Source organism: Streptomyces cinerochromogenes (genome assembly GCF_014648635.1).
GTDB classification, from domain to species: Bacteria; Actinomycetota; Actinomycetes; order Streptomycetales; family Streptomycetaceae; genus Streptomyces; species Streptomyces cinerochromogenes.
The window spans coordinates 182,585-209,494 of the sequence record NZ_BMRM01000014.1 but is presented as its reverse complement, the minus strand read 5'-3'; the positions used below and the strand labels follow the sequence as shown (position 1 = coordinate 209,494).

The window sequence follows — 26,910 nt, the reverse complement described above, 5'->3', positions numbered from 1 at the left end:
CCGGGACTTGGCAGCAGTACCGTCCGCGCATGCCGAAACGCATGCGCTCCACGATCCGGAGAACGCTCGTGACCGCCGCCGCGGCCGCCCTGACGGCCGTCTTCATGACCCCGGCCGCCGCCCAGGCCGCGCCCCGGGAGAGCAGACCCGTCTACTCCTACGCCGACGCCGTCCGCGAGTCCGTCTGGGTGGACACCGGCCTCGACGAGGACGGCGACGGCAGGACCGACCGCGTCGCCGCCGACATCGTCCGCCCCGCCGAACCGGCCCGGCAGGGCCGCAAGGTGCCGGTCATCATGGACGCCAGCCCCTACTACTCCTGCTGCGGACGCGGCAACGAGAGCCAGCGCAAGACGTACGACGCACAGGGCCGTGTCGTGCAGATGCCGCTCTTCTACGACAACTACTTCGTGCCCCGCGGCTACGCCTTCGTCGGCGTCGACCTCGCCGGCACCAACCGCTCCGACGGCTGCGTCGACGTCGGCGGCCGCTCCGACATCCAGTCCGCCAAGGCCGTCGTCGACTGGCTGAACGGCCGCGGCAGGGCCTACACCAGCCGCACCGGCGGCACCCCGGTGAAGGCCGGCTGGACCAACGGCCGTACCGGCATGATCGGCAAGAGCTGGGACGGCACCATCGCCAACGGCGTCGCCGCGACCGGCGTCAGAGGGCTGAGGACGATCGTCCCGATCAGCGCCATCTCCTCCTGGTACGACTACTACTTCGCCGAGGGCGCCCCGCTCTACGACGGCGGCCCCGACGAACTGGCCGGCTACGTCGAGAGCGCGGACGCGCAGGCCCACTGCGCGGCCGTCCGGCAGAAGCTCGCCGACGGCAGCCCGCGCAGCGGCGACTGGACGCCGCTGTGGACCGAGCGGGACTACGTCAAGGACGCGGCGAAGGTGCGCGCCAGCGTGTTCCTGGTGCACGGCATGCAGGACCTCAACGTCCGCACCCAGCACGTCGGCCCGTGGTGGGACGCGCTCGCCCGCAACGGCGTGGAGCGCAAGATCTGGCTGTCCCAGACCGGTCACGTCGACCCGTTCGACTACCGGCGCGGGGCCTGGGTCGACACGCTGCACCGCTGGTTCGACCACGAACTCCTCGGCTACGACAACGGCATCGACCGCGAGCCGATGGCCGACATCGAACGCCACCCCGACCAGTGGGTCACCTCCGCAGCCTGGCCCCCGCACGGTACCGGCACCGCCGTCCTGCACCCGGCCTCCGGCAGTCAGGCCGGCGTCGGCACGCTCGGCCGGCGACCGGCCGCGGGCACCGAGAGCTTCACGGACGACCCGGCGCTGAGCGAGACCGACTGGGCCGCGCACCTCACCACGTCCACACCGGAGAAGGCCGGCTTCCTCACCGCCCCGCTCACCCGTGACCTGCGCCTCGCCGGCTCCTCCACGGTGACGGTCACCGCGACCCCGACGACCGCCTCCGCCCACCTGTCCGCCGTCCTGGTCGACGTCGGCCCCGACACCATCCGCGACTACGCCGACCGGGCCGAGGGCATCACCACCCTCACCGACCGCACCTGCTGGGGCGAGAGCACGGCCGGGGACAGCGCCTGCTTCAAGGAGACCCGGGCGAAGACGGCCGCCGTCGGCTACACCGTGGTCAGCCGCGGCTGGGCCGACCTCGGCCACCACGCCTGGCCGGCGGACGGTGTCCCGCTCACCCCGGGCCGCGCGTACACCATCACCCTGGACCTCGCGGCCACCGACCACGTCGTCCCCGCGGGGCACCGCCTGGCACTGATCGTCGCCGGTACGGACAAGGACCTCATCGATCCTCCGTCCACCCGGCCGACCCTCACCGTCGACCTCTCCCGTACGACCGCGAAGGTCCCGCTGGTGGGCGGCGCGGCAGCGTTCACCCGCGCCACGTCCGGCCACGCGGCGGCCCCCGGGCCGACGGTCCTGAAGGGCGTCCCGGCACCGCGTCTCCAGCACGTGCCGGCAGGCTGAGGACCACCGTGTCCGGCGGCGGCCGACGGCGGCGTCCGGCCGCCGCCGTCCGTCACGGCCCGGTGGCGCCCATGCGGCCGAGCCGCATACCGGCACCGCCCCGCATTCCTGGACGGATGGTCAGGGGGCCGGGAAGGCCGGGACGGACGTCCGGCGGATGTCAGCGGGCCGGGAACGCCAGGGCGGACGCCTCCCTGGCGCAGCCCCAGGCCACCGTGATGCCGGCGCCGCCATGGCCGTAGTTGTGGACCAGTACGCGGCCGTCCGGCAGGGGCTGTCGGTCCAGGCGTACCGCCGCGCGGGCGGGTCGCAGGCCCACCCGGTGGGCCAGCACCCGCGCGCCGGCGATCTCCGGGCGGACGGCCGCGCAGCGGGCGATGATCGCCGCGGCGGTGGCCGGGTCCGGCTCCAGGGACCAGTCGTCCTCCTCGGCGGTGCCGCCCAGCAGCAGCCGGTCCGGCTGCGGGATGAAGTACGTGGAGGCGGCCGAGGAGTGGTCGACGGCGGTGTACCAGCCGGTGACGCCGGGGTTCTCCACCACGACCAGCTGACCGCGCACCGGACGCACCGCGGGGTCCGGCACCAGGGAGCGGGCACCGAGGCCCGTGCAGTTGACCACCACGGCGGCGGGTACGGCGGCCAGGTCGGCCACCTCGCGGACCTCCACCGTCCCTCCCGCCTTCCCCAGCCGCTCCCGCAGCCAGGCCAGATGTACCGGCATGTCGATCACCGGCAGCCGCGCCGCCAGCCCCTCGGCCACCGCGCGCAGCCCCGGCACCCGGCCCGCCCACGCGCCCAGCCCGTCCAGCCGGGTCCCGTGGTGCACGCCCTCGACCAGGCGCACCCCCGTCTCCTCCGGGCGGTCCGCCAGCTCCGCGTAGACACCGAGGGAGGCCAGCGCCCACGCGCCCGCGAGGGGTTCCGGTTCGATGCGGTACGGCCACCACAGGCCGCCGGCGACCGCCGAGGTCGTCCGCTCGGCCGGCTCCCGCGCCCACACCCGCACCCGCCGCCCCGCCTCGGCCAGCAGCACGGCCGTCGTCAGCCCGGCGATCCCGCCTCCGACCACGATCACTTCGTCCCTCGGCTCACTGTCCACGCCAGGACGATAGGCCCTGCACGGCCGTCTCCGGCAGGCCGGGGACGGCGTACGGCCGGTACCGGCGGACGGCGTACGGCCGGTGCCCGCGGACGGCGGACAGCAGGAGGGAGCGCGGCCGCGCCGCCACTAGGATCGACGTCCTGATGACTGCCACCCTCGTTGCCAAGAACCTCGCCGCCGGGCACGGTGACCGCGCCCTGTTCTCCGGGCTCGACCTGGTCGTCGCGCCCGGCGATGTGATCGGGCTGGTCGGCGCCAACGGCGCGGGCAAGTCGACCCTGCTGCGGATGCTCGCCGGCCTCACCCCGCCCGAGCAGGGCGAACTCCGGCTCTCCCCGCCGGCCGCGACCGTCGGCCATCTGCCCCAGGAGCCGGAGCGCCGGCCGGGCGAGACCGTCCGGGAGTTCCTGGCCCGCCGCACCGGGGTCGCCGAGGCCCAGCGCGTCATGGACGAGACCACCCAGGCGCTGGTCGACGGCGCGCCCGGCGCCGACGACGCCTACGCCGCCGCCCTGGAGCGGTGGCTCGGCCTGGGCGGCGCCGACCTGGACGAGCGGGCGGAGGAGGTCGCCGACTCCCTCGGCCTGGCCGTCGGCCTGGACCACCCGATGACCGCCCTCTCCGGCGGGCAGGCGGCCCGGGCCGGCCTCGCCTCCCTGCTGCTGTCCCGCTACGACGTCTTCCTCCTGGACGAGCCCACCAACGACCTGGACCTCGACGGCCTGGAGCGGTTGGAGCGGTTCGTCACCGGCCTGCGCGCGGGCACGGTCGTCGTCAGCCACGACCGCGAATTCCTCACCCGCACGGTCACCAAGGTGCTCGAACTCGACCTCGCTCAGCGGCGGATCAACCTCTACGGCGGCGGCTACGAGGGATACCTGGAGGAGCGGGACGTAGCCCGCCGGCACGCCCGCGAGGAGTACGAGGAGTACGCCGACAAGAGGGCCGCCCTCCAGGACCGCGCCCAGATGCAGCGGACCTGGATGGACAAGGGCGTGAAGAACGCCCGGCGCAAGGCGGGCAACGACAACGACAAGATCGGCCGCAAGTTCCGCAGCGAGGCCAGCGAGAAGCAGGCCGCGAAGGCCCGGCAGACCCAGCGCATGATCGAACGCCTGGAGGTGGTCGAGGAACCGCGCAAGGAGTGGGAGCTGCGGATGGAGATCGCGTCCGTCCCGCGTTCCGGCGCGGTCGTGGCGACGCTGCGGGACGCCGAGGTGCTGCGCGGCGACTTCCGTCTCGGACCGGTGTCGCTCCAGGTCGGCTGGGCGGACCGGATCGCCGTCACCGGGGCCAACGGCGCCGGGAAGTCCACGCTGCTCGGCGCGCTGCTGGGCAGGGTCCCGCTGGACTCCGGTCACGCGGCCCTCGGCTCCGGGGTGCTCATCGGCGAGGTCGACCAGGCCCGCAAGCTGTTCCACGGCCCCGAGACCCTGCTCGACGCCTTCTGCGCGGCCGTCCCCGACACCGAACCGGCCGAGGTGCGCACCCTGCTGGCGAAGTTCGGGCTGAAGGCCGGCCATGTGCTGCGGCCGGCCGCGACCCTCTCCCCGGGCGAGCGCACCCGCGCCGCGCTCGCCCTGCTCCAGGGCCGGGGCGTCAACCTCCTCGTCCTGGACGAGCCGACGAACCACCTCGACCTGCCGGCCATCGAACAGCTGGAGTCGGCCCTCGACGCCTACACGGGCACCCTGCTCCTGGTCACCCACGACCGCCGCATGCTGGACGCGGTCCGGGTGACCCGGCGTCTGGAGGTGGCGGACGGAAAGGTGACGGAGCGTTAGCCGACGCGGGCGGCGGCCTCCTTCGCTGCCCGCTCGACCCGGGCGAGGTGTTCCGGGTCGCGGGGCGCCACGTTGAGGCCGTCGGGGCGCTGTCCCACCGCACCGTCGACGAGTTCGCGCACGATGTCCGCGTGCCCGGCGTGCCGCTGGGTCTCGGCGACCATGTGGGTCAGCACCCGGTGCAGCGTGGTGTCACCCGGCGCGCCGGGTGTCCGGCCGACCGCGTCCAGGGGCAGCGCGGCGATGGTCTCGTCCGCGTGGGCACACGCCTGCCGGTACCGGCCGACGATGTCCTCGCGGGTCTCGTCGGCCCGCGCCCACAGGTCCGAGTCCGGTTCGGCGTCACCCGTGATCCACAGCGGTGTGCCGGGGAAGGGCCGGCCGAAGGTCCGGCCGAAGTACAGCGCCTCGGCGCCCGTGAGGTGCTTCACGAGGCCCAGCAGGTTGGTGCCCGTGGGCGTCAGGGGACGACGGATGTCGTACTCCGGCAGGCCGTCGAGCTTCCAGAGCAGCACGTCACGCGCGTCCTGGAGATACACCTGAAGGTCGGCTTTGGGATCTGATCCGGTCATGCGACGAGTCTGACGAGCGGCTGACCCGTGTCCACCGGATTTCGCGGGGGCCGCGGGCCGTGCCGGGCCGGGTGAACCGCCCGGCACGGCCCGCCGCCCCGCCCGTCAGCGCTTCTTCGGGTCCAGCAGGCCCGCGCGCCGCAGCGCGTCCGCCATCGCGCTGTTGGCCGGTGCCGGTGCGGAGGCCTGCCGGCTGCCGCGGTCACCACCGCCCCGTCCCTGCCGCTGGCCACCGCCCTGCCGCTGGCCGCCGCCCTGCCGCTGGCCGCCGCCGCCCTGCCGCTGCTGCGGCGGACGGGCCCCGCCACCGCGCTGCTGCCGGCCGCCGCCGCCCTGGCCCTGCGGCGCGGCCTCGTCGTCCAGACGCAGCGTCAGCGCGATCCGCTTGCGCGGGATGTCGACGTCCAGGACCTTCACCTTGACGATGTCACCGGGCTTCACCACATCGCGCGGGTCCTTGACGAACGACTTCGACATCGCCGACACGTGCACCAGGCCGTCCTGGTGGACGCCGACGTCCACGAACGCGCCGAAGGCCGCCACGTTGGTGACCACGCCCTCCAGGACCATGCCCGCGGACAGGTCGGAGATCTTCTCCACGCCCTCCTTGAAGGTGGCCGTCCTGAAGGCGGGACGCGGGTCGCGGCCCGGCTTCTCCAGCTCCTTGAGGATGTCGGTGACGGTCGGCAGACCGAAGGTGTCGTCCACGAAGTCGGCCGGCCGCAGCGAGCGCAGCACACCCGTGTTGCCGATGAGGGACGCCACCTCCTGGCCCGCGGTCTTCACCATGCGGCGGACCACCGGGTAGGCCTCGGGGTGCACGCTGGAGGCGTCCAGCGGGTCGTCGCCGCCGCGGATGCGCAGGAAGCCCGCGCACTGCTCGTACGCCTTCGGGCCGAGCCGCGCCACCTTCTTCAGCTGGGAGCGGGACGTGAACGGGCCGTTCTGGTCCCGGTGCGCGACGATGTTCTCGGCGAGCCCGGACGAGATGCCCGACACCCGCGCGAGGAGCGGCACGGACGCCGTGTTGACGTCCACGCCGACGCCGTTCACACAGTCCTCGACGACCGCGTCCAGCGAACGGGACAGCTTCACCTCGGACAGGTCGTGCTGGTACTGGCCGACGCCGATCGACTTCGGGTCGATCTTCACCAGCTCGGCCAGCGGATCCTGGAGCCGGCGGGCGATGGAGACGGCGCCGCGCAGCGACACGTCCATGTCCGGCAGTTCCTGCGAGGCGTACTGCGAGGCCGAGTACACCGACGCGCCCGCCTCCGACACCATCACCTTGGTGAGCTTCAACTCGGGGTGCTTCGCGATGAGTTCCCCGGCGAGCTTGTCGGTCTCCCGGGACGCCGTGCCGTTGCCGATCGCGATCAGCTCGACCGCGTGCCGCTCGGCGAGCCGTGCCAGCTTGGCGAGCGCCTCGTCCCACTTGTTCGCCGGGACGTGCGGGTAGATGACGTCCGTCGCCACGACCTTGCCGGTGGCGTCGACCACGGCGACCTTCACGCCCGTACGGAACCCGGGGTCCAGGCCCAGCGTCGCCCGCGTCCCGGCCGGGGCGGCCAGCAGCAGGTCGCGCAGGTTGGCCGCGAAGATGTTGACCGCCTCGTCCTCGGCGGCCGTGCGCAGCCGCAGCCGCAGGTCGATGCCGAGGTGCACGAGGATGCGGGTGCGCCAGGCCCAGCGGACCGTGTCGGTCAGCCACTTGTCGGCGGGGCGGCCCCGGTCGGCGATCCCGAACTTCGCGGCGACGATCCCCTCGTACGACGACGGGCCGTCGGTCGGCTCCTCGGGCTCCAGGACGAGGTCGAGCACCTCCTCCTTCTCACCGCGCAGCATCGCCAGGATCCGGTGCGAGGGCAGCTCGGTGAACGGCTCGGCGAAGTCGAAGTAGTCGGCGAACTTGGCGCCCGCCTCCTCCTTGCCCTCCCGTACCTTCGCGGCCAGCCGCCCGCGCACCCACATGCGCTCGCGCAGCTCGCCGATCAGGTCGGCGTCCTCGGAGAACCGCTCGGTGAGGATCGCCCGTGCGCCCTCCAGCGCGGCCTGCGGATCGGCGACGCCCTTGTCCGCGTCCACGAACGCGGCGGCCGCGGTCAGTGGTTCGACCGTCGGATCGCCCAGCAGCCCCTCCGCGAGCGGCTCCAGGCCGGCCTCGCGGGCGATCTGGGCCTTGGTGCGCCGCTTGGGCTTGTAGGGGAGGTAGACGTCCTCCAGGCGCGCCTTCGTCTCGGCGCCGCGGATCCGCGCCTCCAGCTCCTCGGTGAGCTTGCCCTGTTCGCGCACCGACTCCAGGATCGCGGTGCGCCGCTCCTCCAGCTCCCGCAGGTAGCGCAGCCGTTCCTCGAGGGTGCGCAGCTGCGCGTCGTCGAGCATCTCGGTCGCTTCCTTGCGGTAGCGAGCGATGAAGGGCACCGTGGAGCCGCCGTCGAGCAGCTCCACCGCGGCCTTCACCTGCCGCTCCCGTACGCCGAGCTCCTCGGCGATCCTGCCTTCGATGGACCCTGCTCCGAGGGACCCGGGTGTGGTCACGATCCGGTACCGCCTTCTCCACTCAAGGTTGCGCGGCAATTGTGGCAGGTGGCGCCGACAACCGGGGATCAGGGCGGCATCCGGCGAGGCGCCGGGCCCGGTGTCAGGCCCGGCTGCCGCGGGCGGAGGACGACGCTCCGCCGAAGAGGCGGGCGAGCGCCCGGAAGGGCAGGGTGACCACGGTGGCCAGGGCGCCGCCGATCTGCCGCAGTACGTCTGCGAGGGCACGGAACACGGAGGGTTCTCCTTTCGTCGTCGGCTTCCGGCACCGGGTTGCCCCGGGACGGCGCGGAAAACCCCCTGGCGGAAGAGGTCCCCATGGCAGAAAAGGTGGGGAATCCGTCGTTGCTGCCGTGCGCGGGGCCGCCCAGAATCGAGGCCATGACGCAGCGGACCGTTCTCGTCACCGTCTTCGACGACCTCCAGAGCCTCGATGTCACCGGCCCCGTGGAGGTCTTCGCCGGTGCGGAGAGGCTCAGCCCCGGGTCGTACCGGGTCCGTACGGCCTCGGTGGACGGCGGACCGGTGCGCACCTCCAGCGGGCTCACCCTCGTACCGGACGGGTCCCTTGCGGACGCGGAGGATCCGCACACCCTGCTGGTCCCCGGCGGGGAGGGCACCCTCGACCCGGACCCGCGGCTGGTGGAGTGGCTGCGCGGGCGGGCGCCGCGGGCCCGGCGCCTGGTCTCCGTCTGTACCGGCGCGATCCCGCTGGCCCGGGCCGGACTCCTGGACGGCCGCCGGGTCACGACGCACTGGGCGTACTGCGACACGCTCGCCCGGGACCACCCCGCCGTCCGGGTCGACCCCGACCCGATCTTCGTGCGGGACGGGCACGTGGCCACCTCGGCCGGGGTCACCGCGGGGATCGACCTCGCCCTGGCGCTGGTGGAGGAGGACCTGGGCCGGCAGGCGGCGCTGACCGTCGCCCGCCATCTCGTGGTGTTCCTGCGCAGGCCGGGCAACCAGGCCCAGTTCAGCGCCCAGCTGGCCGCCCAGACGGCCTGCCGTGAACCCCTCCGGGAGGTCCAGCAGTGGATCACCGAGCATCCGGACGGCGACCTCGGCGTCGAGGCGCTGGCCGCCCGCGCCGCCCTCTCCCCGCGCCACTTCGCCCGCGCCTTCCAGGCCGAGACCGGTACGACACCCGGCCGGTACGTCGACCGGGTCCGCCTCGAACACGCCCGCCGCCTGCTGGAGGACACCGCCGACGGCATCGAGGAGATCGCGCGGGCCAGCGGCTACGGCACGCCCGAGGCCATGCGCCGTGCGTTCGTCAGGTCGCTCGGCACACCGCCCACGGAGTACCGCAGGCGCTTCCACCCGGCGCCCGCGCACTGACACCCGGCACCTGCACGACATCACCGCCGGCACCTGCACCCACATCAGCCGACACGTGCGCCTGCCTCAAGGACACGTGCACCTGCATCAGCACCGACACCCGCACAGACACGTGCACCGACACCCGCCCGCAGAGAAGGGGCTCCCATGCAGATCGCCATGGTCGTCTACGACCGGTTCACCGCGCTGGACGTCGTCGGACCCTACGAGGTCCTCAGCCGGCTGCCCGACGCCGAGGTCGTCTTCGTCGCCGAACGGCCCGGCCCCGTACGCACCGACACGGGTTTCCTCGCCGTCACCGCGGACCGGGCGCTGCACGAGGTGACGCACCCCGACGTCGTCGTGGTCGCCGGAGGCCCCGGCACCCTCGCCCAGATGGAGAACCCGGCCCTCCTGGAGTGGCTGCGCGCGGTCGACGCGACGAGCACCTGGACGACCTCGGTCTGCTCGGGCTCGCTGCTGCTCGCCGCCGCGGGCCTGCTCAGGGGCCGGCGCGCCACCAGCCACTGGGGCGCCCTGGACGTGCTCGAGCGGTTCGGCGCCGAGCCGACGGGCGAACGGGTCGTCACCGACGGCAAGTACGTCACCGCGGCCGGCGTCTCGTCCGGCATCGACATGGGGCTCACGCTGGTCGGCACCCTCGCCGGGGACGAACACGCCCAGACCGTCCAGCTGCTGGTCGAGTACGACCCGCAGCCGCCCTACGACGCCGGCTCCCCGCAGAAGGCGCCCGCGCACGTCGTGGAGGCGTTCCACACCCGTTTCAGCCTGACGTAGGCACGCTCCAGGTGAAGCGCGGCCGCCTGCGCTCCAGGAACGCGGCGACCCCCTCCGCGGTGTCGCCGCCGCCGCGCGCCTGCGCCGTCCAGTAGGCGTCCCGGTCGGTGCGGCCGTCGGCGAACTCCTTGGCGGCGGCCTGGGTGAGCTGCGAGCGGGACACCAGGGTCCGGGTCAGCTCCGCGACCCGCTTGTCCAGCTCCCCGGCGGGCAGCACCTCGTCCACGAGGCCCGTGCCGAGCGCCCGCCCGGTGTCGATCAACTCGGCCGTGAACAGCAGGTACTTGGCCGTGGCCGGACCGACCAGGGACACCAGCCGGCGGGTCGAGGACGCCGGGTAGACGACACCGAGCCGCGCCGGTGTCACCCCGAACAGCGCGCCCTCCTCCGCGAGCCGCAGATCGCAGGCCGCCGCCAGCTGCGCCCCACCGCCCACGCAGTGGCCGCGCACCGCGGCGACCGTCGGCTTGGGGAACGCGGCCAGGGCCTCCTCTGCCGCGACCGCGAGGGCCGGTGCCTCCTCCGGCGAGCCCCGCAGCGTGGAGATGTCGGCGCCCGCGCAGAAGGTGCCGCCCTCGCCGGTCAGCACCAGCGCCCGTACCCCGGCGTCCCGGGCCAGCGTGTCCAGCAGCGGGGGCAGGGCCCGCCACATCGCGGTCGTCATGGCGTTGCGCTTGGCGGGATGGCGGATCACCACGGTGGCGACGGAGTCGGTGACCTGGTGCGACAGCTGGGGCTCCATGCGGCGGATCGTAGCGGAGGGTGATCCCGCGGCGGCAGGCCGCACCCGTACGCCCCGACCGTGAACCCGTACAACCCGACCGCGAACCCGTACAACCCGACTAGTTCGGGAACCGGCGCCCGGGGGACAGGAGCGGTCCCGCGCGCGACCAGGTCATGCGCAGTCGGTCAGAAACCGTTCGATACCCGCCGACTTCTGTTCAGGTATCCGGGCCGGAGCGCATCCTTACCAACACTCGACGTGTGGTGACAATCGAGCGCGAGGGTGGCGACCGGACGATGGACGACCATGGGCGCGGGGACGGCCCGCGCCCAGCGGGGGGCGGCGGCGAACGACCGCCGGATCCACTGCCGTACGAAGGTGTCTGGCGGTTCACCGCGGCCGCGGTGGACGCCTCGGTCCCGCAGGCCCGGCACGCGGTGCGGGACCTGCTGCTGCGCCAGGGGGTGCCCGTCTCCGACGACCTGGTGCACGGCCTGCTGCTGATCGTCTCCGAACTGGTCACCAACGCGGTCCGGCACGCGGCGCTGCTGTCGCCGGTGCTCGCCGTGGAGGTGGCCGTCGGAGCCGAGTGGGTGCGGGTGTCCGTGGAGGACAACCACCCCTACCGCCCGACCGCCCTGGAGGCCGACCACGGCCAGACCGGCGGCCGGGGTCTGCTCCTGGTCCGCGAGGTGGCCCGGGAGGCGGGCGGGGTGGTCGACATGGAGCACACCGCGAGCGGCGGCAAGGTGATCTGGGCCGCCCTGCCGCTCAAGCCCGCGGCGCTGCCGTAACGGCACGGGGGAAGGTCACCAGCCCGCGGACGGGCCCGTCAGTTCCCTGATCGCCGGGCGGGCCGCGTCCAGGACGGTCATGAACCAGGCCGAGAACGGGTCTTGGGCGTGCCGCTCGGCCAGCTCGGCCGCCGTCACGAAGGCGTACTCGGCGACCTCCTCCGGGTCCGGCGCGGGCGGCGCCTGCACCAGGCCGACGAACAGGTGGTTGAACTCCTGCTCCACCAGGCCCGAGGCGGGGTCCGGGTGGTTGTACCGGACCGTGCCGGCCTCCGCGAGCAGCGACGGTGACACGCCCAGCTCCTCGAAGGTGCGCCGGGCGGCCGCGGCGAACGGTGCCTCGCCCGGGTACGGGTGGCCGCAGCAGGTGTTCGACCACACACCGGGGGAGTGGTACTTGCCGAGCGCCCGCTGCTGGAGCAGCAGCCGGCCGTGTTCGTCGAAGAGGAACACCGAGAACGCCCGGTGCAGCTGCCCGGGCGGCTGATGGGCGGCGAGCTTCTCCGCCGTACCGATCGTCACACCCTTCTCGTCGACCAGTTCCAGCAAAATCGCCTCTGCGGTGCCCTCCGACGAGCTGTGCGTCGCGGTGGCAGGTGTGATCGGCATACCCATCCTTCGCCTCGGTCTTCGCACCCCAAGTCTGCCGTACGAATCCGGCACTCCCGGCACGCCCGCACGTGCGCGCGGCGCGGTACCGGGAGCCGGACCCGGTAGATCATCGTGCCCGGCGCCGGCCGGCCGGAACCGTCCGGAGGTGCGTCGAACGGCAGTGCGTGCCCCTCAGTGGCACAGCCGCGCCTCGTGCTCCGCGTGGCCGCCCGGCTCCAGCTGGAAGGTGCAGTGCTCCACGTCGAAGTGGTCACCGAGACAGCCCTGCAGCTCGTGCAGCATCTTCTCGTTGCCTATGGCGTTCAGCACCTCGGAGCTGACCACCACGTGCGCCGACAGCACCGGCATGCCCGAGGTGATCGTCCAGGCGTGCAGGTCGTGTACGTCCTCCACGCCGTCCAGCGCCAGGATGTGCGCCCGGACCTCGGCCATGTCGACGCCCTTGGGCGCCGCCTCCAGCAGCACGTCCAGCGTCTCGCGCAGCAGCTTCAGCGTCCGCGGCACGATCATCAGGCCGATGACCAGCGAGGCGATCGGGTCCGCGGACTGCCAGCCGGTGGTCAGGATCACCGCGGCCGAGATCAGCACCGCCACCGAGCCGAGCGCGTCCGCGGCCACCTCCAGGAAGGCGCCGCGCACGTTCAGGCTCTCCTTCTGGCCGCGCATCAGCAGCACCAGCGAGACGGAGTTCGCGACCAGGCCGATCAGACCGAACACGACCATCAGGCCGCCACGGGTCCCGGCGGGCTCCACGAACCGCTGGACCGCCTCGTACAGGACGTAGCCGCCGACCCCGAGCAGCAGCAGGCAGTTGGCCAGGGCCGCCAGGATCTCGGCGCGGGCGTAGCCGAAGGTGCGGTTGGTGCTCGCCGGGCGGGCCGCGAAGTGGATCGCGAGCAGCGCCATGCCGAGGCCCACCGCGTCGGTCGCCATGTGCGCGGCGTCCGCGATCAGCGCGAGGGAGTCCGCGACCAGGCCGCCGACGATCTCGACCACCATGATCGTGAGCGTGATGCCCAGCGCGATCCGCAGCCGGCCCCGGTACGCGGCCGTGGCCGTACCCGGGGCCGGCGCGTGGGAGTGCGCGTGCCCGTGGTCGTGCCCTGCCCCCATGACTACCGCCTTCCGTGTGCCTGCCAGGAGGCCAGTCAACTACGGGTAGGGGGTATCGGGCAACGCGGCACTGAACACCGTTGTCATGTGCCCTGACCTGCGGAAACGTTCCGCAGGTCAGAAGCCCGGGGAGCGTCGGACACCGTGCCCCGCCGGCGGACTTCGACGGCTGCGGTGGTGCAGGCGCCGGTCCGTCCGGGCGCTTCGTCAGCCGCCGTGGTGCAGTCGCCAGCCCTCCCACGCCGACTCGACCATCTCCCGCACCCCGCGCCGGGCGCGCCAGCCCAGCACCTCCGCGGCCCGCTCCGCCGAGGCCACCGCGCGCGGTGCGTCGCCGGGGCGGCGGCCCTCCACCACGGGTGCCCGGCGGTCCCCGGTGACCTCCCCGATGACCGAGATCAGCTCGCGCACCGAGACACCCTCGCCCCGGCCGATGTTCAGCGTCAGATCGCCGGTGATCTCCCCGGCGGCCAGCCGCCGCGCCGCCGCCAGGTGGGCGTCCGCGAGGTCGGCGACGTGGATGTAGTCCCGGACGCAGGTGCCGTCCGGCGTCGGGTAGTCGTCACCGAAGACGCGCGGGGCCTCGTCCCGGGTGAGCCGGTCGAAGACCATCGGCACGATGTTGAACACGCCCGTGTCCGCCAGCTCCGGCGCCGCCGCGCCCGCCACGTTGAAATAGCGCAGACACACGGTGGAGATCCCGTGCGCCCGGCCCGCCGCCCGCACCAGCCACTCCCCGGCCAGCTTGGTCTCGCCGTACGGGTTCACCGGGGCGCACGGGGTGTCCTCGGTGATGAGGTTCACGTCAGGGTTGCCGTACACCGCGGCCGACGAGGAGAACAGCAGCCGGCCGATGCCCGCCTCGGCCACCGCGTCCAGGAGGGTGGCGAGGCCGCCCACGTTCTCCCGGTAGTAGCGGGTGGGCTGCGCCACCGACTCCGCGACCTGCTTGCGCGCCGCGAGATGGACGACGCCCGTCACGCCGTACTCCGCGAAGACCCGCTTCAGCAGGTCCCCGTCCAGGGTCGAGCCGTGCACGAGCGGCACCTCGGCCGGCAGCCGGGCGGGTACGGCGGCCGACAGGTCGTCCAGCGCCACGACGCTCTCCCCGGCGCCCGTCATGGCCCGAGCCACGTGCGCCCCGATGTATCCGGCTCCGCCGGTGATCAGCCACGTCATGGTCGTCCACCCTATGCCGAGTCGCCGCGGTGTCCCGGTTGCCCGGGTCTGCACCATGGGTTTGTGGGCCGGGCCCCGGATCCCCGATGATGATCGCGGCAAAGGTCCGGACAGCCCTCGTGGGCCGGTCCGTGAACGGCCGGTGAACACCGCCTCCGGCGCATCCGATAGCCTCTGCCGACATGCCGCCCGGGTGCCGCAGGCAGGGGCGCCCCACCACGCAGACGACCGGCGCCCGTGCGCCGGCACCCAGGGAGTGAGTTCGGTTGTCGACGGCCATCGTCACCGGTCAGCCGGTCCCCGGATCGTCACTGGAGCACGATCTGCGGTCCCTCGGCTTCGACGTGCGCGTGGCCGCCGACGCCGCCGAGACGGAGACCCTGCTCGCCGCCGTACCGGCCGACCGGCGCGTGGCCCTGGTCGACGCCCGCTTCGTCGGCCACCTCCACGCGCTGCGCCTCGGCCTGACCGACCCGCGCTTCCCGCTCGGCGCCGTGCCCGGCGCCGTCACCGCCCAGCCCGCAGCCCGGCAGGCCCTCACCCGGGCCGTGGCCCGCGAGACCTCCGCCGACGGCGGTACCGCCGGGCCCGGCGGGGCTCCCGCGCTCGCCGTGGACAGCCTCGCCGACCGCGTCGCCACCGCCCTGGAGGCCGACGGCGGCGCGCTGCACCGGCCGGAGCTGGGCAGCCTGGTCGCCACGGTGCCGGACGACCCGCAGGCCCGCAACGAGGCCCGGCAGGCCGTCGCCGCCGTGGACGACGAGGCCGTCCGCCTGAAGTCGGCCGTGAAGTCCCGCGACGGGTTCTTCACCACGTTCTTCATCAGCCCCTACTCGCGCTACATCGCCCGCTGGTGCGCCCGCCGCGGCCTGACCCCGAACCAGGTCACCACGGCCTCGCTGCTCACCGCGCTGATCGCGGCCGGCTGCGCGGCCACCGGCACCCGCGGCGGGTTCGTCGCGGCCGGTGTGCTGCTGATCGCCTCCTTCGTCCTGGACTGCACCGACGGCCAGCTCGCCCGCTACGCCCTGAAGTACTCCACCCTCGGCGCCTGGCTCGACGCCACCTTCGACCGGGCCAAGGAGTACGCCTACTACGCCGGCCTCGCCCTCGGCGCGGCCCGCGGCGGCGACGACGTGTGGGCCCTCGCCCTCGGCGCGATGATCCTGCAGACCTGCCGGCACGTGGTCGACTTCTCCTTCAACGAGGCCAACCACGACGCCACCGCCAACACCAGCCCCACCGCCGCCCTCTCCGACAAGCTCGACAGCGTCGGCTGGACGGTCTGGGTGCGCCGCATGATCGTGCTGCCGATCGGCGAGCGCTGGGCGATGATCGCGGTCCTCACCGCGGCCACCACCCCGCGGATCACCTTCTACGTCCTGCTCGCCGGCTGCGCCTTCGCCGCGACCTACACCACGGCCGGCCGCGTGCTGCGCTCGGTGACCCGCAGGGCCCGGCGCACCGACCGGGCCGCGCAGGCCCTGGCCGACCTCGCCGACTCCGGCCCGCTCGCTCAGGCGGTCGGGCGCGTGTTCCGGCGCGGCCTGCCCGGGCTCGCCGTGCCCGCCGTGGCCCTGCTCGGCGGCGCCGCCGTCGTGGCCTGCTCGGCCCTCACCGGCTTCGGCGGCGTGCTCCCGGTGGCCGGCGCCGTCGTGTACGTCCTCACCTCGGCGCTCGCCGTCGCCCGTCCCCTCAAGGGCGCCCTCGACTGGCTGGTCCCGCCCTTCTTCCGGGCCGCCGAGTACGGCACCGTCCTCGCCCTGGCCGGCAAAGCGGGCGTGAACGGCGCCCTCCCTGCGGCTTTCGGCCTGGTGGCGGCCGTCGCCTACCATCACTACGACACGGTGTACCGCATCCGCGGCAACGCCGGAGCGCCCCCGGCCTGGCTGGTGCGCGCCATCGGGGGGCACGAGGGGCGGACGCTGCTCGTCACCGTCCTGGCCGCGGTGCTCACCGCTTCGCAGTTCAAGGCCGCGCTCACGGTCCTCGCCGTGGCCGTCGCCCTGCTGGTGCTCGTCGAGAGCATCCGCTTCTGGGTGTCCGCTGGGGCGCCCGCCGTACACGACGAAGGAGAACCCGCATGATCGGCCTCGTGCTGGCGGCCGGCGCCGGACGGCGTCTGCGCCCCTACACCGACAGCCTGCCCAAGGCGCTGGTGCCGGTGGGGCCCGCGGGCATAGAGGACTCGATCACGGTGCTCGACCTGACGCTCGGCAACTTCGCCGAGATCGGGCTGACCGAGGTCGCGATCATCGTCGGCTACCGCAAGGAGGCCGTGTACGAGCGCAAGGCGGCCCTGGAGCAGAAGTACGGCCTGAAGCTCACCCTCATCGACAACGACAAGGCCGAGGAGTGGAACAACGCCTACTCCCTGTGGTGCGGTCGTGACGCCCTCAAGGACGGGGTGATCCTCGCCAACGGCGACACCGTGCACCCGGTCTCCGTCGAGAAGACCCTGCTCGCCGCCCGCGGCGACGGCAAGAAGATCATCCTCGCCCTGGACACGGTGAAGAACCTGGCCGACGAGGAGATGAAGGTCGTCGTGGACCCCGCGAAGGGCGTGACGAAGATCACCAAGCTGATGGACCCGGCCGAGGCGACCGGCGAGTACATCGGCGTCACCCTGATCGAGGGCGACGCCGCGCCGGAGCTGGCCGACGCGCTGAAGACGGTCTGGGAGACCGACCCGCAGCAGTTCTACGAGCACGGCTACCAGGAGCTGGTCAACCGCGGCTTCCGCATCGACGTGGCGCCGATCGGCGACGTCAAGTGGGTGGAGATCGACAACCACGACGATCTCGCCCGCGGACGGGAGATCGCGTGCCAGTACTGACCCGGCTGATCCCCTCGCCGGTCGTCGTGGACATCCGCCCGGGTGCCCTGGACGACCTCGCCTCGGTCCTCGCCGACGAGCGCGTCTCGCAGTCCGGCAAGCTGGCCATCGCCGTCAGCGGCGGCTCCGGCGCCCGGCTGCGCGAGCGGATCGCCCCCACCCTGCCCGGCGCCACCTGGTACGAGGTCGGCGGCGGCACCATCGACGACGCGGTCCGGCTGGCGAGCGACATAAAGGCCGGCCACTACGACGCGGTCGTCGGCCTCGGCGGCGGGAAGATCATCGACTGCGCCAAGTTCGCGGCGGCCCGGGTCGGGCTGCCGCTGGTCGCCGTCGCCACCAACCTCGCCCACGACGGCCTGTGCTCACCGGTCGCGACCCTCGACAACGACGCGGGCCGCGGCTCGTACGGCGTGCCCAACCCGATCGCGGTCATCATCGACCTCGACGTGATCCGCGAGGCCCCCGTCCGGTTCGTCCGCTCCGGCATCGGCGACGCCATCTCCAACATCTCCGCGGTCGCGGACTGGGAGCTGGCCAACCGGGTCAACGGCGAGAAGATCGACGGCCTGGCCGCCGCCATGGCCCGCCAGGCGGGCGAGGCGGTGCTCCGGCACCCCGGCGGAGTCGGTGACGACGGCTTCCTCCAGGTGCTGGCCGAGGCGCTGGTCCTCACCGGTATCGCCATGTCCGTGTCGGGCGACTCCCGCCCGTCCTCCGGCGCCTGCCACGAGATCAACCACGCCTTCGACCTGCTCTACCCCAAGCGCGCCGCGGCCCACGGCGAGCAGTGCGGCCTCGGCGCCGCCTTCGCGATGTACCTGCGCGGCGCCCACGAGGAGTCGGCGTACATGGCCGGGGTGCTGCGCCGGCACGGGCTTCCGGTCTTCCCGGACGAGATCGGCTTCACGGTGGACGAGTTCGTCCGCGCGGTCGAGTTCGCCCCCGAGACCCGGCCCGGCCGCTACACGATCCTCGAACACCTCGACCTCAAGACGAACCAGATCAAGGACATCTACGCCGACTATGTCAAGGCCATCGGTAGCTGAACTCCGTCCGGTCGTCCACCCCGCGGGGGTGAAGGACCGGCGCAGCGGTGAGCACTGGGCGGGACGCCTCTACATGCGCGAGGTGTCCCTGCGCGTCGACCGCTACCTGGTGAACACCAGGGTCACGCCCAACCAGCTCACGTACCTGATGACCGTCTGCGGTGTGCTCGCGGCCCCGGCCCTGCTGGTGCCGGGGATCGCGGGCGCCGTGCTCGGCGTGGTCGCCACCCAGCTGTACCTGCTGCTGGACTGCGTCGACGGCGAGATCGCGCGCTGGAAGAAGCAGTACTCGCTCGGCGGGGTCTACCTGGACCGCGTCGGCGCCTACCTCACCGACGCGGCCGTCCTGGTCGGCCTCGGCCTGCGCGCCGCCGACCTGTGGGGCACCGGCCGGATCGACTGGCTGTGGGCCTTCCTCGGCACCCTCGCCGCGCTCGGCGCCATCCTGATCAAGGCCGAGACCGACCTGGTCGGCGTCGCCCGCCACCAGACCGGCAAGCCCCCCGTGCAGGAGGCCGCCTCCGAGCCGCGCTCCTCCGGCATGGCGCTGGCCCGGCGGGCCGCCGCGGCGCTGAAGTTCCACCGGCTGATCCTCGGCATCGAGGCCTCGCTGCTCATCCTGGTCCTCGCGATCGCGGACCAGGCCCGCGGCGACCTGTTCTTCACCCGCCTCGGCACGGCCGTCCTCGCCGGCATCGCGATGCTCCAGACGCTGCTGCACCTGGTGTCCATCCTCGCCTCCAGCAGGCTGAAGTGAGCGCGCCCATGAAGGTCGGCGCCGTCATCATCACCATGGGCAACCGGCCCGAGGAGCTGCGGGCCCTGCTCGACTCCGTCGCCAAGCAGGACGGCGACCCGGTCGAGGTGGTCGTCGTCGGCAACGGCTCGCCCGTCCCGGACGTGCCGGACGGCGTGCGCACCGTAGAGCTGCCCGAGAACCTGGGCATCCCCGGCGGGCGCAACGTCGGCACGGAGGCCTTCGGGCCCGGCGGCCGCGATGTCGACATATTGCTCTTCCTCGACGACGACGGCCTGCTCGCCCGGCACGACACCGCCGAGCTGTGCCGCCAGGCCTTCGCGGCCGACCCCGAGCTGGGCATCATCAGCTTCCGCATCGCCGACCCCGACACCGGCGAGACCCAGCGCCGGCACGTGCCCCGGCTGCGCGCCTCCGACCCGATGCGCTCCTCCCGGGTCACCACCTTCCTCGGTGGCGCCAACGCCGTCCGCACCCGGGTCTTCGCCGAGGTCGGCGGGCTCCCGGACGAGTTCTTCTACGCGCACGAGGAGACCGACCTGGCCTGGCGGGCCCTCGACGCGGGCTGGATGATCGACTACCGGTCCGACATGGTGCTGTACCACCCGACGACCGCGCCCTCGCGGCACGCGGTCTACCACCGCATGGTCGCCCGCAACCGCGTCTGGCTCGCCCGCCGCAACCTCCCCGCCCTCCTGGTCCCGGTCTACCTCGGGGTCTGGCTGCTGCTCACCCTGCTCCGCCGCCCCTCGCGGCCGGCCCTGAAGGCCTGGTTCGGCGGCTTCCGGGAAGGCTGGACGACGCCCTGCGGTCCGCGCCGCCCGATGCGCTGGCGTACCGTGTGGCGACTCACCCGACTGGGCCGTCCCCCGGTCATCTGACAAGCTCGTCCCTGAGCGCCCGTACGCCCGCGCCCGGGCGCACCGGACGAGGAACAGACACGCGAACCCGAAGACGAAAGTTTCAACCTGTGAGTGAGACCACGCACGACGGCACGGTCGCGGTGACCGCGGCCCCGTCGCCCGACGAGGGACTGACGGCGGCCGAACTGGCCGCCAAGTACGGGCTCTCCGTGAGCGGTGCCCGGCCCTCGCTCGTGGAGTACGTCCGTCAGCTCTGGGGGCGCCGCCACTTCATCCTCGCCTTCTCCCAGGCGAAGCTGACCGCCCAGTACAGCCAGGCCAAGCTGGGCCAGCTCTGGCAGGTGGCCACGCCGCTGCTGAACGCGGCCGTGTACTTCTTCATCTTCGGCCTGATCCTGCACGCCAGCCGCGGCATGTCCCGGGACGTCTACATCCCGTTCCTGGTGACCGGCGTCTTCGTCTTCACCTTCACCCAGAGTTCGGTGATGTCCGGCGTCCGTGCGATCTCCGGCAACCTCGGCCTGGTGCGCGCCCTGCACTTCCCGCGCGCCTCCCTGCCGGTCTCCTTCTCGCTCCAGCAGCTCCAGCAGCTGCTGTTCTCGATGCTCGTGCTGTTCATCGTGGCGATCGGCTTCGGCAGCTACCCGAGCCTGTCCTGGCTGCTGATCGTGCCGGTGCTGGCGCTGCAGTTCCTGTTCAACACCGGGCTCGCGCTGATCATGGCCCGCGCCGGCGCGAAGACCCCGGACCTGGCCCAGCTCATGCCGTTCGTGATGCGTACGTGGATGTACGCGTCCGGGGTGATGTTCTCCATCCCGGTCATGCTGGCGGACAAGCCGCAGTGGATCGCGACGGTCCTGCAGTGGAACCCGGCCGCCATCTACATGGACCTGATGCGCTTCGCCCTGATCGACGGCTACGGTTCCGAGAACCTGCCGGACCACGTCTGGTCCGCGGCCGGCGGCTGGGCCCTGCTCTTCGCCGTGGGCGGTTTCGTGTACTTCTGGAAGGCGGAGGAGCGGTACGGCCGTGGCTGAGCAGAACACCCAGGATCCCCGTCCGACGGTCATCGCGGACGACCTGCACATCGTCTACCGGGTCAACGGCGCCAAGACCGGCAAGGGCAGCGCGACGGCGGCCCTGAGCCGGATCCTCAAGCGCGGTTCCGACGACGCGGCGCGCGGGGTGCGCAAGGTGCACGCCGTGCGCGGCGTGTCCTTCGTCGCCTACCGCGGCGAGGCCATCGGCCTCATCGGCTCCAACGGCTCCGGCAAGTCCACCCTGCTGCGGGCCATCGCCGGGCTGCTGCCCGCGGAGAAGGGCAAGGTCTACACCGACGGCCAGCCGTCCCTGCTGGGCGTGAACGCGGCGCTGATGAACGACCTGACGGGCGAGCGGAACGTGATCCTCGGCGGCCTCGCCATGGGCATGTCCCGGGAGCAGATCAAGGAGCGCTACCAGGACATCGTCGACTTCTCGGGCATCAACGAGAAGGGCGACTTCATCACCCTGCCGATGCGTACGTACTCCTCCGGTATGGCGGCGCGCCTGCGCTTCTCCATCGCCGCCGCCAAGGACCACGACGTCCTCATGATCGACGAGGCGCTGGCCACCGGTGACCGCAAGTTCCAGAAGCGCTCCGAGGAACGCATCCGGGAACTGCGCAAGGAGGCGGGAACGGTCTTCCTGGTCAGTCACAACAACAAGTCCATCCGCGACACCTGCAACCGGGTGCTGTGGCTGGAACGCGGCGAGCTGCGCATGGACGGACCGACCGACGAGGTCCTGAAGGAGTACGAGAAGTTCACGGGCAAGTGACCCGTTTCGGCCAGGGCCCCGCCGGAATCCGTCCGGCGGGGCCCTGCGTCTGCAAAGGAAACGTCAACTCGGGCCGCTGTAAGGAATCTTGGAGCCAATCGGTGTGTTGTTGTGATGTGCAGGACACCCCGACGGTCGGTGCCGCGTTGTACAACGTAAGCTGTACCGGTGCCGGAAACCGGCAAGTGGGGCGATAATGCGCGACACCCTGCGGCAGGGCACCCCCGCGCGGCGCGGGGCGGCGTGTCCGAAATAGTGTGTATTGGGTCGGCAGTGTAGAACGGGAGATGTGACGGCAATGGCTACGGAAACTCCCCTGCTCAGCGGAGCATGTGCCGTCCCCGCCCCGGGCAGCACCCGATGACGGCCGCCGCCGAGGCGCCCGACCTGGAACGCGCCACCCTGGACAAGGCCGCGAGCGAGAACTTCCCCGTGGCCCCCTTCTTCCTGCCCCGGGCGTGGCGCGACGACCTCATGGCCGTCTACGGCTTCGCCCGCCTCGTGGACGACATCGGCGACGGCGACCTCGCCCCCGGCGGCGCCGACGCCAGGCTGCTCGGCGTGTCGCCCGCGGTGGCCGAGGACCGGCTGGCCCTCCTCGACGCCTTCGAGGACGATCTGCGCCGCGTCTTCGGCGGCACCCCGCGCCACCCGTTGCTGCGCCGCCTGCAGCCCACCGTCCGCCGCCGCGGCCTCACCCCCGAACCCTTCCTCGGGCTGATCGCCGCGAACCGCCAGGACCAGCTCGTCGCCCGGTACGAGACCTACGACGACCTCCTCGCCTACTGCGAACTGTCCGCCAACCCCGTCGGCCGCCTCGTACTCGCCGTCACCGGCACCGCCACCCCCGGGCGGACCCGGCTCTCCGACGCGATCTGCACGGCGCTGCAGATCGTGGAGCACCTCCAGGACGTCGCCGAGGACCTCGGCCGCGACCGGATCTACCTCCCCGCCGAGGACATGAAACGCTTCCACGTCCAGGAAGCGGACCTCGCCGCGAAAACCGCGGGCGCATCGGTGCGCGCCCTGGTTGCATATGAAGCACAACGCGCTCGCGATCTGCTGAATGAAGGCGCCCCCCTGGTGGGTAGCGTCCACGGCAGGCTGAAGCTGCTGCTCGCGGGGTTCGTGGCGGGGGGAAGGGCGGCGATCCGGGCGATCGCCGCCGCCGAGTACGACGTACTTCCCGGCCCGCCAAGACCCGGCAAGGTCCAGTTGCTGCGTGAGGCGGGCGTGATCCTGCGAGGAGAGAGGTGATCCGGACCGTGGAGTCCCCGCCGCACGTGTCCGCGCCGGTACTCGCCGCCTACAGCTACTGCGAGGCCGTCACCGGGCAGCAGGCCCGTAACTTCGCGTACGGCATCCGGCTGCTGCCGACGGCCAAGCGCCGCGCCATGTCGGCGCTGTACGCGTTCTCCCGGCGCGTGGACGACATCGGCGACGGCGACCTGGCCGACGAGGTCAAGCTGACGCGGCTGGAGGACACCCGGGCGCTGCTCGCCCGGGTCCGGGACGGCGAGGTCGAGGAGGACGACACCGACCCGGTGGCCGTCGCCCTCAGCCATGCCTCGGGCGCCTTCCCGATCCCGCTCGGCGGCCTGGACGAGCTGATCGACGGCGTCCAGATGGACGTGCGCGGCGAGACCTACGAGACCTGGGACGACCTCAAGGTCTACTGCCGGTGTGTCGCCGGTGCCATCGGCCGCCTCTCGCTCGGCGTGTTCGGCACCGAACCGGGGGTCCGCGGCGCCGAGCGCGCGGCCGAGTACGCCGACACGCTGGGCCTCGCCCTCCAGCTCACCAACATCCTCCGCGACGTCCGCGAGGACGCGGCCGGCGGCCGTACCTATCTGCCCGCCGACGACCTCGCCAAGTTCGGCTGCTCGGCCGGCTTCGACGGGCCGACCCCGCCGGAGGGCTCCGACTTCGCGGGCCTCGTCCACTTCGAAGTGCGGCGCGCCCGGGCCCTGTTCGCCGAGGGCTACCGGCTGCTGCCCATGCTCGACCGGCGCAGCGGCGCCTGCGTGGCCGCGATGGCGGGCATCTACCGCCGGCTGCTGGACCGCATCGAGCGCGACCCGGAGGCCGTGCTGCGCGGCCGCGTCTCGCTGCCCGGCCACGAGAAGGCCTACGTCGCCGTCCGCGGTCTGTCCGGCCTCGACACCCGGCACGTGACCCGCCATGTCTCGCGACGCTCCGTCCGGAGGCGCGCCTGATGGAGCCCACGGAACCGGACGGCATGCGCGAGGCAACCCTCCACCGCGGCGTGGCGTCCCTGACTGCGACGGCGTTCCGCGGCGCACCGGACCGCTGCGCCCCGAAGGGGTGCGGGGCTGCGCCGGACATGCGGCTACCGCCGCGTGGGCGCGCCCGGGCACGACGGTCCCACGGACGACCCACGGCCTGTCGCGGCCCTGCCCGTGGAGCGCTCGCGCACGCATGGAAGGACGCACGATGAGCGAAGGCTCACCCCCCGCACCGGTCCCGGCCGGCACCCCGCGCACCGCAGGCCGCAGCGCCGTCGTGGTCGGCGGCGGCCTCGCCGGGATCACCGCGGCGCTCGCCCTCGCCGACGCCGGCGTCCACGTCACCCTGCTCGAAGGCAGGCCCAGGCTGGGCGGCCTCGCCTTCTCCTTCCAGCGCGGCGAACTGACCGTCGACAACGGCCAGCACGTGTACCTGCGCTGCTGCACCGCCTACCGCTGGTTCCTCGACCGGATCGAGGGCGCGGCGCTGGCACCGCTGCAGGACCGCCTGGACGTACCCGTCGTCGACGTCGCCAAGCCCGAGGGGCGGCGGCTCGGCAGGCTGCGGCGCGACCCGCTGCCCGTCCCCCTCCACCTGGGGCGCAGCCTGGCCGTCTATCCGCACCTCTCGCTCGCCGAGCGCGCGGCCGTCGGGCGCGCCGCGCTCGCGCTGAAGGGGCTCGACCTCGCCGACCCGGGCCTGGACACGCAGGACTTCGGCAGCTGGCTGGCCGCGCACGGCCAGTCGGCGCGCGCTGTCGAGGCCCTGTGGGACCTGGTCGGGGTCGCCACCCTCAACGCGGTCGCGGGCGACGCCTCGCTGGGGCTCGCCGCGATGGTGTTCAAGACCGGTCTGCTGTCCGACCCGGGCGCGGCCGACATCGGCTGGGCCCACGTCCCGCTGGGCGAACTGCACGACCGGCTGGCCCGCAAGGCGCTCGACTCCGCGGGCGTCCATACCGAGGTCCGTACACGCGTCACCTCCGTCTCTATCAACGAGAACGGGACGTGGAGCGTTCAGGTTCCCGGCGAGCGCCTCGAAACCGACGCCGTCGTCCTCGCCGTGCCCCAGCGCGAGGCCCACGAACTGCTGCCGCCCGGCGCCCTCGACGCGCCCGGCCGGCTGCTGGAGATCGGCACCGCGCCCATCCTCAACGTCCACGTCGTCTACGACCGCAAGGTGCTCGCGCGGCCCTTCCTCGCCGCCCTCGGCACCCCGGTGCAGTGGGTGTTCGACCGCACCCACGCCTCCGGGCTGCGCATGGGGCAGTACCTCGCGCTGTCCCAGTCGGCCGCACAGGACGAGATCGACACCCCGGTCGCCGACCTGCGCGCCCGCTACCTGCCCGAACTGGAACGGCTGATCCCGGGTACGCGCGCGGCCGAAGTGACGGACTTCTTCGTGACCCGGGAGCGCACGGCGACGTTCGCCCCCACCCCCGGCGTCGGGCGGCTGCGGCCCGGCGCCCGCACCAAAGCCCCCGGCCTGTACCTGGCCGGAGCGTGGACCGCCACCGGGTGGCCCGCGACCATGGAGAGTGCGGTCCGCAGCGGAGTGAGCGCGGCCGACGCCGCCCTCAGCGCCCTGGGCCGGCCCCGCCCCCGCCACCTCTTCGAGTTCGAGGAGGCGGCCTGATGCCCGATCGGCAGGCGGCAAGCCCCCGCACCCCCGGTACCGCAACAAGAGGAGAGACTGTGCCCACTGTGCCCCCGGCCTCGACGCCCGCTCCACGGGCCGCGGTGGACGTGACCGCGCTGCTGGAGCGCGGACGGACCCTGGCCACACCGGTGCTGCGCGCGGCCGTCGACCGCCTGGCACCTCCCATGGACACCGTCGCCGCCTACCACTTCGGCTGGATCGACGCCGCCGGCAACCCCGCCGACGGCGACGGCGGCAAGGCCGTCCGCCCCGCGCTCGCCGTGCTCTCCGCCGAGGTCACCGGCGCCGCACCCGAGACGGGCGTCCCGGGCGCGGTCGCTGTCGAACTCGTGCACAACTTCTCGCTGCTGCACGACGACCTGATGGACGGCGACGAGCAGCGCCGGCACCGCGACACCGTCTGGAAGGTGCACGGCCCCGCCCAGGCCATCCTCGTCGGCGACGCCCTGTTCGCCCTCGCGGGCGAGGTCCTGCTGGAGCTGGGCACGGTCGAGGCCGGCCGCGCCACCCGCCGCCTGACCACCGCCACCCGCGCCCTGATCGACGGCCAGGCCCAGGACATCTCCTACGAGCACCGCGACCGCGTCAGCGTCGAGGAGTGCCTGGAGATGGAAGGCAACAAGACGGGTGCCCTGCTCGCCTGCGCCTCCTCCATCGGCGCCGTCCTCGGCGGCGCGGACGACGCCACCGCCGACGCGCTGGAACGGTACGGCTACCACCTCGGCCTCGCCTTCCAGGCCGTGGACGACCTGCTCGGCATCTGGGGCGACCCGGAGGCCACCGGCAAGCAGACCTGGAGCGACCTGCGCCAGCGCAAGAAGTCCCTGCCGGTGGTCGCCGCGCTCGCGGCCGGCGGACCCGCCTCCGAGCGGCTCGGCGAGATCCTCGCCTCCGACGCCAAGAGCAGCGACTTCGAGAACTTCTCCGAGGAGGAGTTCGCGAGCCGGGCCGCCCTCATCGAGGAGGCCGGCGGCCGGGAGTGGACGGCCGCGGAAGCACGCCGCCAGCACACCATCGCCATCGAAGCCCTCGACGCCGTCGACATGCCCGACCGGGTGCGGGACTCCTTCACGGCGCTCGCCGACTTCGTCGTCGTACGAAAGAGATGATCACTATTGGCTGGATAAGCCTCGCGTAGTCGCCGGCCGGTGTCGAAGGGTTCAGGACACCGG

Annotated in this window: 25 protein-coding genes; 17 read left to right on the top strand and 8 right to left on the bottom strand. The window is 73.0% G+C overall.

Features of this window, described 5'->3' with window-relative positions:
* The first annotated feature begins 29 nt into the window (after positions 1-29).
* Entirely contained in the window at positions 30-1,973 is a 1,944-nt protein-coding gene (locus IEZ20_RS26375; protein ID WP_189303079.1) for a Xaa-Pro dipeptidyl-peptidase, read from the top strand.
* A 160-nt stretch (positions 1,974-2,133) separates the two neighbouring features.
* Here the strand turns inward: IEZ20_RS26375 and IEZ20_RS26370 are convergent, their stop codons facing one another.
* On the bottom strand, positions 2,134-3,048 hold the full coding sequence (locus IEZ20_RS26370) for an FAD-dependent oxidoreductase (RefSeq protein WP_189303231.1): 915 nt from the start codon (positions 3,046-3,048) through the stop codon (positions 2,134-2,136).
* A gap of 170 nt (positions 3,049-3,218) precedes the next feature.
* On the opposite strand from IEZ20_RS26370, the gene IEZ20_RS26365 reads away from it, so the two are divergent.
* Entirely contained in the window at positions 3,219-4,859 is a 1,641-nt protein-coding gene (locus IEZ20_RS26365) for an ABC-F family ATP-binding cassette domain-containing protein (RefSeq protein ID WP_189303077.1), read from the top strand.
* Here IEZ20_RS26365 and IEZ20_RS26360 read toward each other — a convergent pair.
* The 3 genes from IEZ20_RS26360 to IEZ20_RS40475 all read right to left on the bottom strand — a co-directional run bounded on the left by IEZ20_RS26360 (position 4,856) and on the right by IEZ20_RS40475 (position 8,204).
* A complete protein-coding gene (locus IEZ20_RS26360) occupies positions 4,856-5,431 on the bottom strand; it encodes a DinB family protein (protein WP_189303074.1) in 576 nt (191 codons plus the stop codon). The two genes, IEZ20_RS26365 and IEZ20_RS26360, sit on opposite strands and share 4 nt — an antisense overlap.
* Positions 5,432-5,536: 105 nt before the next feature.
* Positions 5,537-7,969 (bottom strand): Tex family protein, encoded by a 2,433-nt coding sequence (locus IEZ20_RS26355; RefSeq protein ID WP_189303072.1) that lies wholly within the window; start codon positions 7,967-7,969, stop codon positions 5,537-5,539.
* 103 nt (positions 7,970-8,072) lie between these two features.
* Positions 8,073-8,204 carry an LPFR motif small protein gene (locus IEZ20_RS40475; protein ID WP_268253080.1) on the bottom strand — a complete coding sequence of 44 codons (132 nt, stop codon included), beginning with the start codon at positions 8,202-8,204 and terminating at the stop codon, positions 8,073-8,075.
* A 146-nt stretch (positions 8,205-8,350) separates the two neighbouring features.
* Here IEZ20_RS40475 and IEZ20_RS26350 point away from each other — a divergent pair, with 146 nt between their 5' ends.
* Both IEZ20_RS26350 and IEZ20_RS26345 read left to right on the top strand, forming a co-directional pair.
* Entirely contained in the window at positions 8,351-9,310 is a 960-nt protein-coding gene (locus IEZ20_RS26350; protein ID WP_189303070.1) for a GlxA family transcriptional regulator, read from the top strand.
* Positions 9,311-9,457: 147 nt separating this feature from the next.
* Complete coding sequence (locus IEZ20_RS26345) at positions 9,458-10,087, top strand: DJ-1/PfpI family protein (RefSeq protein WP_189303067.1); 630 nt, start codon at positions 9,458-9,460, stop codon at positions 10,085-10,087.
* On the opposite strand, the gene IEZ20_RS26340 is transcribed toward IEZ20_RS26345, so the two are convergent.
* The gene (locus tag IEZ20_RS26340) at positions 10,074-10,829 is read right to left on the bottom strand and encodes an enoyl-CoA hydratase/isomerase family protein (RefSeq protein ID WP_189303065.1); all 756 of its coding nucleotides are present in this window, start codon (positions 10,827-10,829) and stop codon (positions 10,074-10,076) included. The two genes, IEZ20_RS26345 and IEZ20_RS26340, sit on opposite strands and share 14 nt — an antisense overlap.
* Positions 10,830-11,107: 278 nt before the next feature.
* Here IEZ20_RS26340 and IEZ20_RS26335 point away from each other — a divergent pair, with 278 nt between their 5' ends.
* Complete coding sequence (locus IEZ20_RS26335; RefSeq protein ID WP_189303229.1) at positions 11,108-11,605, top strand: ATP-binding protein; 498 nt, start codon at positions 11,108-11,110, stop codon at positions 11,603-11,605.
* A gap of 15 nt (positions 11,606-11,620) precedes the next feature.
* Here the strand turns inward: IEZ20_RS26335 and idi are convergent, their stop codons facing one another.
* The 3 genes from idi to galE form a co-directional block, all read right to left on the bottom strand.
* A complete protein-coding gene (gene idi / locus IEZ20_RS26330) occupies positions 11,621-12,214 on the bottom strand; it encodes an isopentenyl-diphosphate Delta-isomerase (RefSeq protein ID WP_189303063.1) in 594 nt (197 codons plus the stop codon).
* 174 nt (positions 12,215-12,388) lie between these two features.
* Positions 12,389-13,330 (bottom strand): cation diffusion facilitator family transporter, encoded by a 942-nt coding sequence (locus tag IEZ20_RS26325; RefSeq protein ID WP_189303061.1) that lies wholly within the window; start codon positions 13,328-13,330, stop codon positions 12,389-12,391.
* Positions 13,331-13,537: 207 nt separating this feature from the next.
* Positions 13,538-14,509, bottom strand: a complete 972-nt coding sequence (gene galE, locus IEZ20_RS26320) for a UDP-glucose 4-epimerase GalE (RefSeq protein ID WP_189303059.1) — start codon at positions 14,507-14,509, stop codon at positions 13,538-13,540.
* A gap of 266 nt (positions 14,510-14,775) precedes the next feature.
* Here galE and IEZ20_RS26315 point away from each other — a divergent pair, with 266 nt between their 5' ends.
* From IEZ20_RS26315 to IEZ20_RS26265, 12 genes are all read left to right on the top strand, one after another.
* Positions 14,776-16,596 (top strand): DUF5941 domain-containing protein, encoded by a 1,821-nt coding sequence (locus IEZ20_RS26315; protein WP_189303057.1) that lies wholly within the window; start codon positions 14,776-14,778, stop codon positions 16,594-16,596.
* Positions 16,593-17,345, top strand: a complete 753-nt coding sequence (locus IEZ20_RS26310; RefSeq protein WP_189303055.1) for a phosphocholine cytidylyltransferase family protein — start codon at positions 16,593-16,595, stop codon at positions 17,343-17,345. The genes IEZ20_RS26315 and IEZ20_RS26310 overlap by 4 nt, the downstream gene beginning before the upstream one ends.
* The gene (locus tag IEZ20_RS26305) at positions 17,333-18,394 is read left to right on the top strand and encodes an iron-containing alcohol dehydrogenase family protein (RefSeq protein WP_189303053.1); all 1,062 of its coding nucleotides are present in this window, start codon (positions 17,333-17,335) and stop codon (positions 18,392-18,394) included. Before IEZ20_RS26310 ends, IEZ20_RS26305 begins: the two co-directional genes overlap by 13 nt.
* Complete coding sequence (locus IEZ20_RS26300) at positions 18,372-19,151, top strand: CDP-alcohol phosphatidyltransferase family protein (protein WP_189303051.1); 780 nt, start codon at positions 18,372-18,374, stop codon at positions 19,149-19,151. Before IEZ20_RS26305 ends, IEZ20_RS26300 begins: the two co-directional genes overlap by 23 nt.
* An 8-nt stretch (positions 19,152-19,159) precedes the next feature.
* The gene (locus IEZ20_RS26295; protein WP_189303227.1) at positions 19,160-20,032 is read left to right on the top strand and encodes a glycosyltransferase family 2 protein; all 873 of its coding nucleotides are present in this window, start codon (positions 19,160-19,162) and stop codon (positions 20,030-20,032) included.
* An 89-nt stretch (positions 20,033-20,121) separates the two neighbouring features.
* On the top strand, positions 20,122-21,051 hold the full coding sequence (locus tag IEZ20_RS26290) for an ABC transporter permease (protein ID WP_189303050.1): 930 nt from the start codon (positions 20,122-20,124) through the stop codon (positions 21,049-21,051).
* Positions 21,044-21,832, top strand: a complete 789-nt coding sequence (locus IEZ20_RS26285; RefSeq protein WP_189303048.1) for an ABC transporter ATP-binding protein — start codon at positions 21,044-21,046, stop codon at positions 21,830-21,832. Before IEZ20_RS26290 ends, IEZ20_RS26285 begins: the two co-directional genes overlap by 8 nt.
* 360 nt (positions 21,833-22,192) lie before the next feature.
* Positions 22,193-23,089, top strand: coding sequence for a squalene synthase HpnC (hpnC, locus tag IEZ20_RS26280; protein ID WP_189303226.1), 897 nt, complete (start codon positions 22,193-22,195; stop codon positions 23,087-23,089).
* Positions 23,086-24,048 (top strand): presqualene diphosphate synthase HpnD, encoded by a 963-nt coding sequence (hpnD, locus tag IEZ20_RS26275; RefSeq protein ID WP_189303046.1) that lies wholly within the window; start codon positions 23,086-23,088, stop codon positions 24,046-24,048. Before hpnC ends, hpnD begins: the two co-directional genes overlap by 4 nt.
* Entirely contained in the window at positions 24,048-24,290 is a 243-nt protein-coding gene (locus tag IEZ20_RS40755; protein ID WP_373303966.1) for a DUF6380 family protein, read from the top strand. The genes hpnD and IEZ20_RS40755 overlap by 1 nt, the downstream gene beginning before the upstream one ends.
* Positions 24,287-25,714, top strand: coding sequence for a hydroxysqualene dehydroxylase HpnE (gene hpnE / locus IEZ20_RS26270; protein ID WP_189303044.1), 1,428 nt, complete (start codon positions 24,287-24,289; stop codon positions 25,712-25,714). The genes IEZ20_RS40755 and hpnE overlap by 4 nt, the downstream gene beginning before the upstream one ends.
* A complete protein-coding gene (locus IEZ20_RS26265; RefSeq protein WP_189303042.1) occupies positions 25,714-26,847 on the top strand; it encodes a polyprenyl synthetase family protein in 1,134 nt (377 codons plus the stop codon). The genes hpnE and IEZ20_RS26265 overlap by 1 nt, the downstream gene beginning before the upstream one ends.
* Positions 26,848-26,910 lie beyond the last annotated feature (63 nt).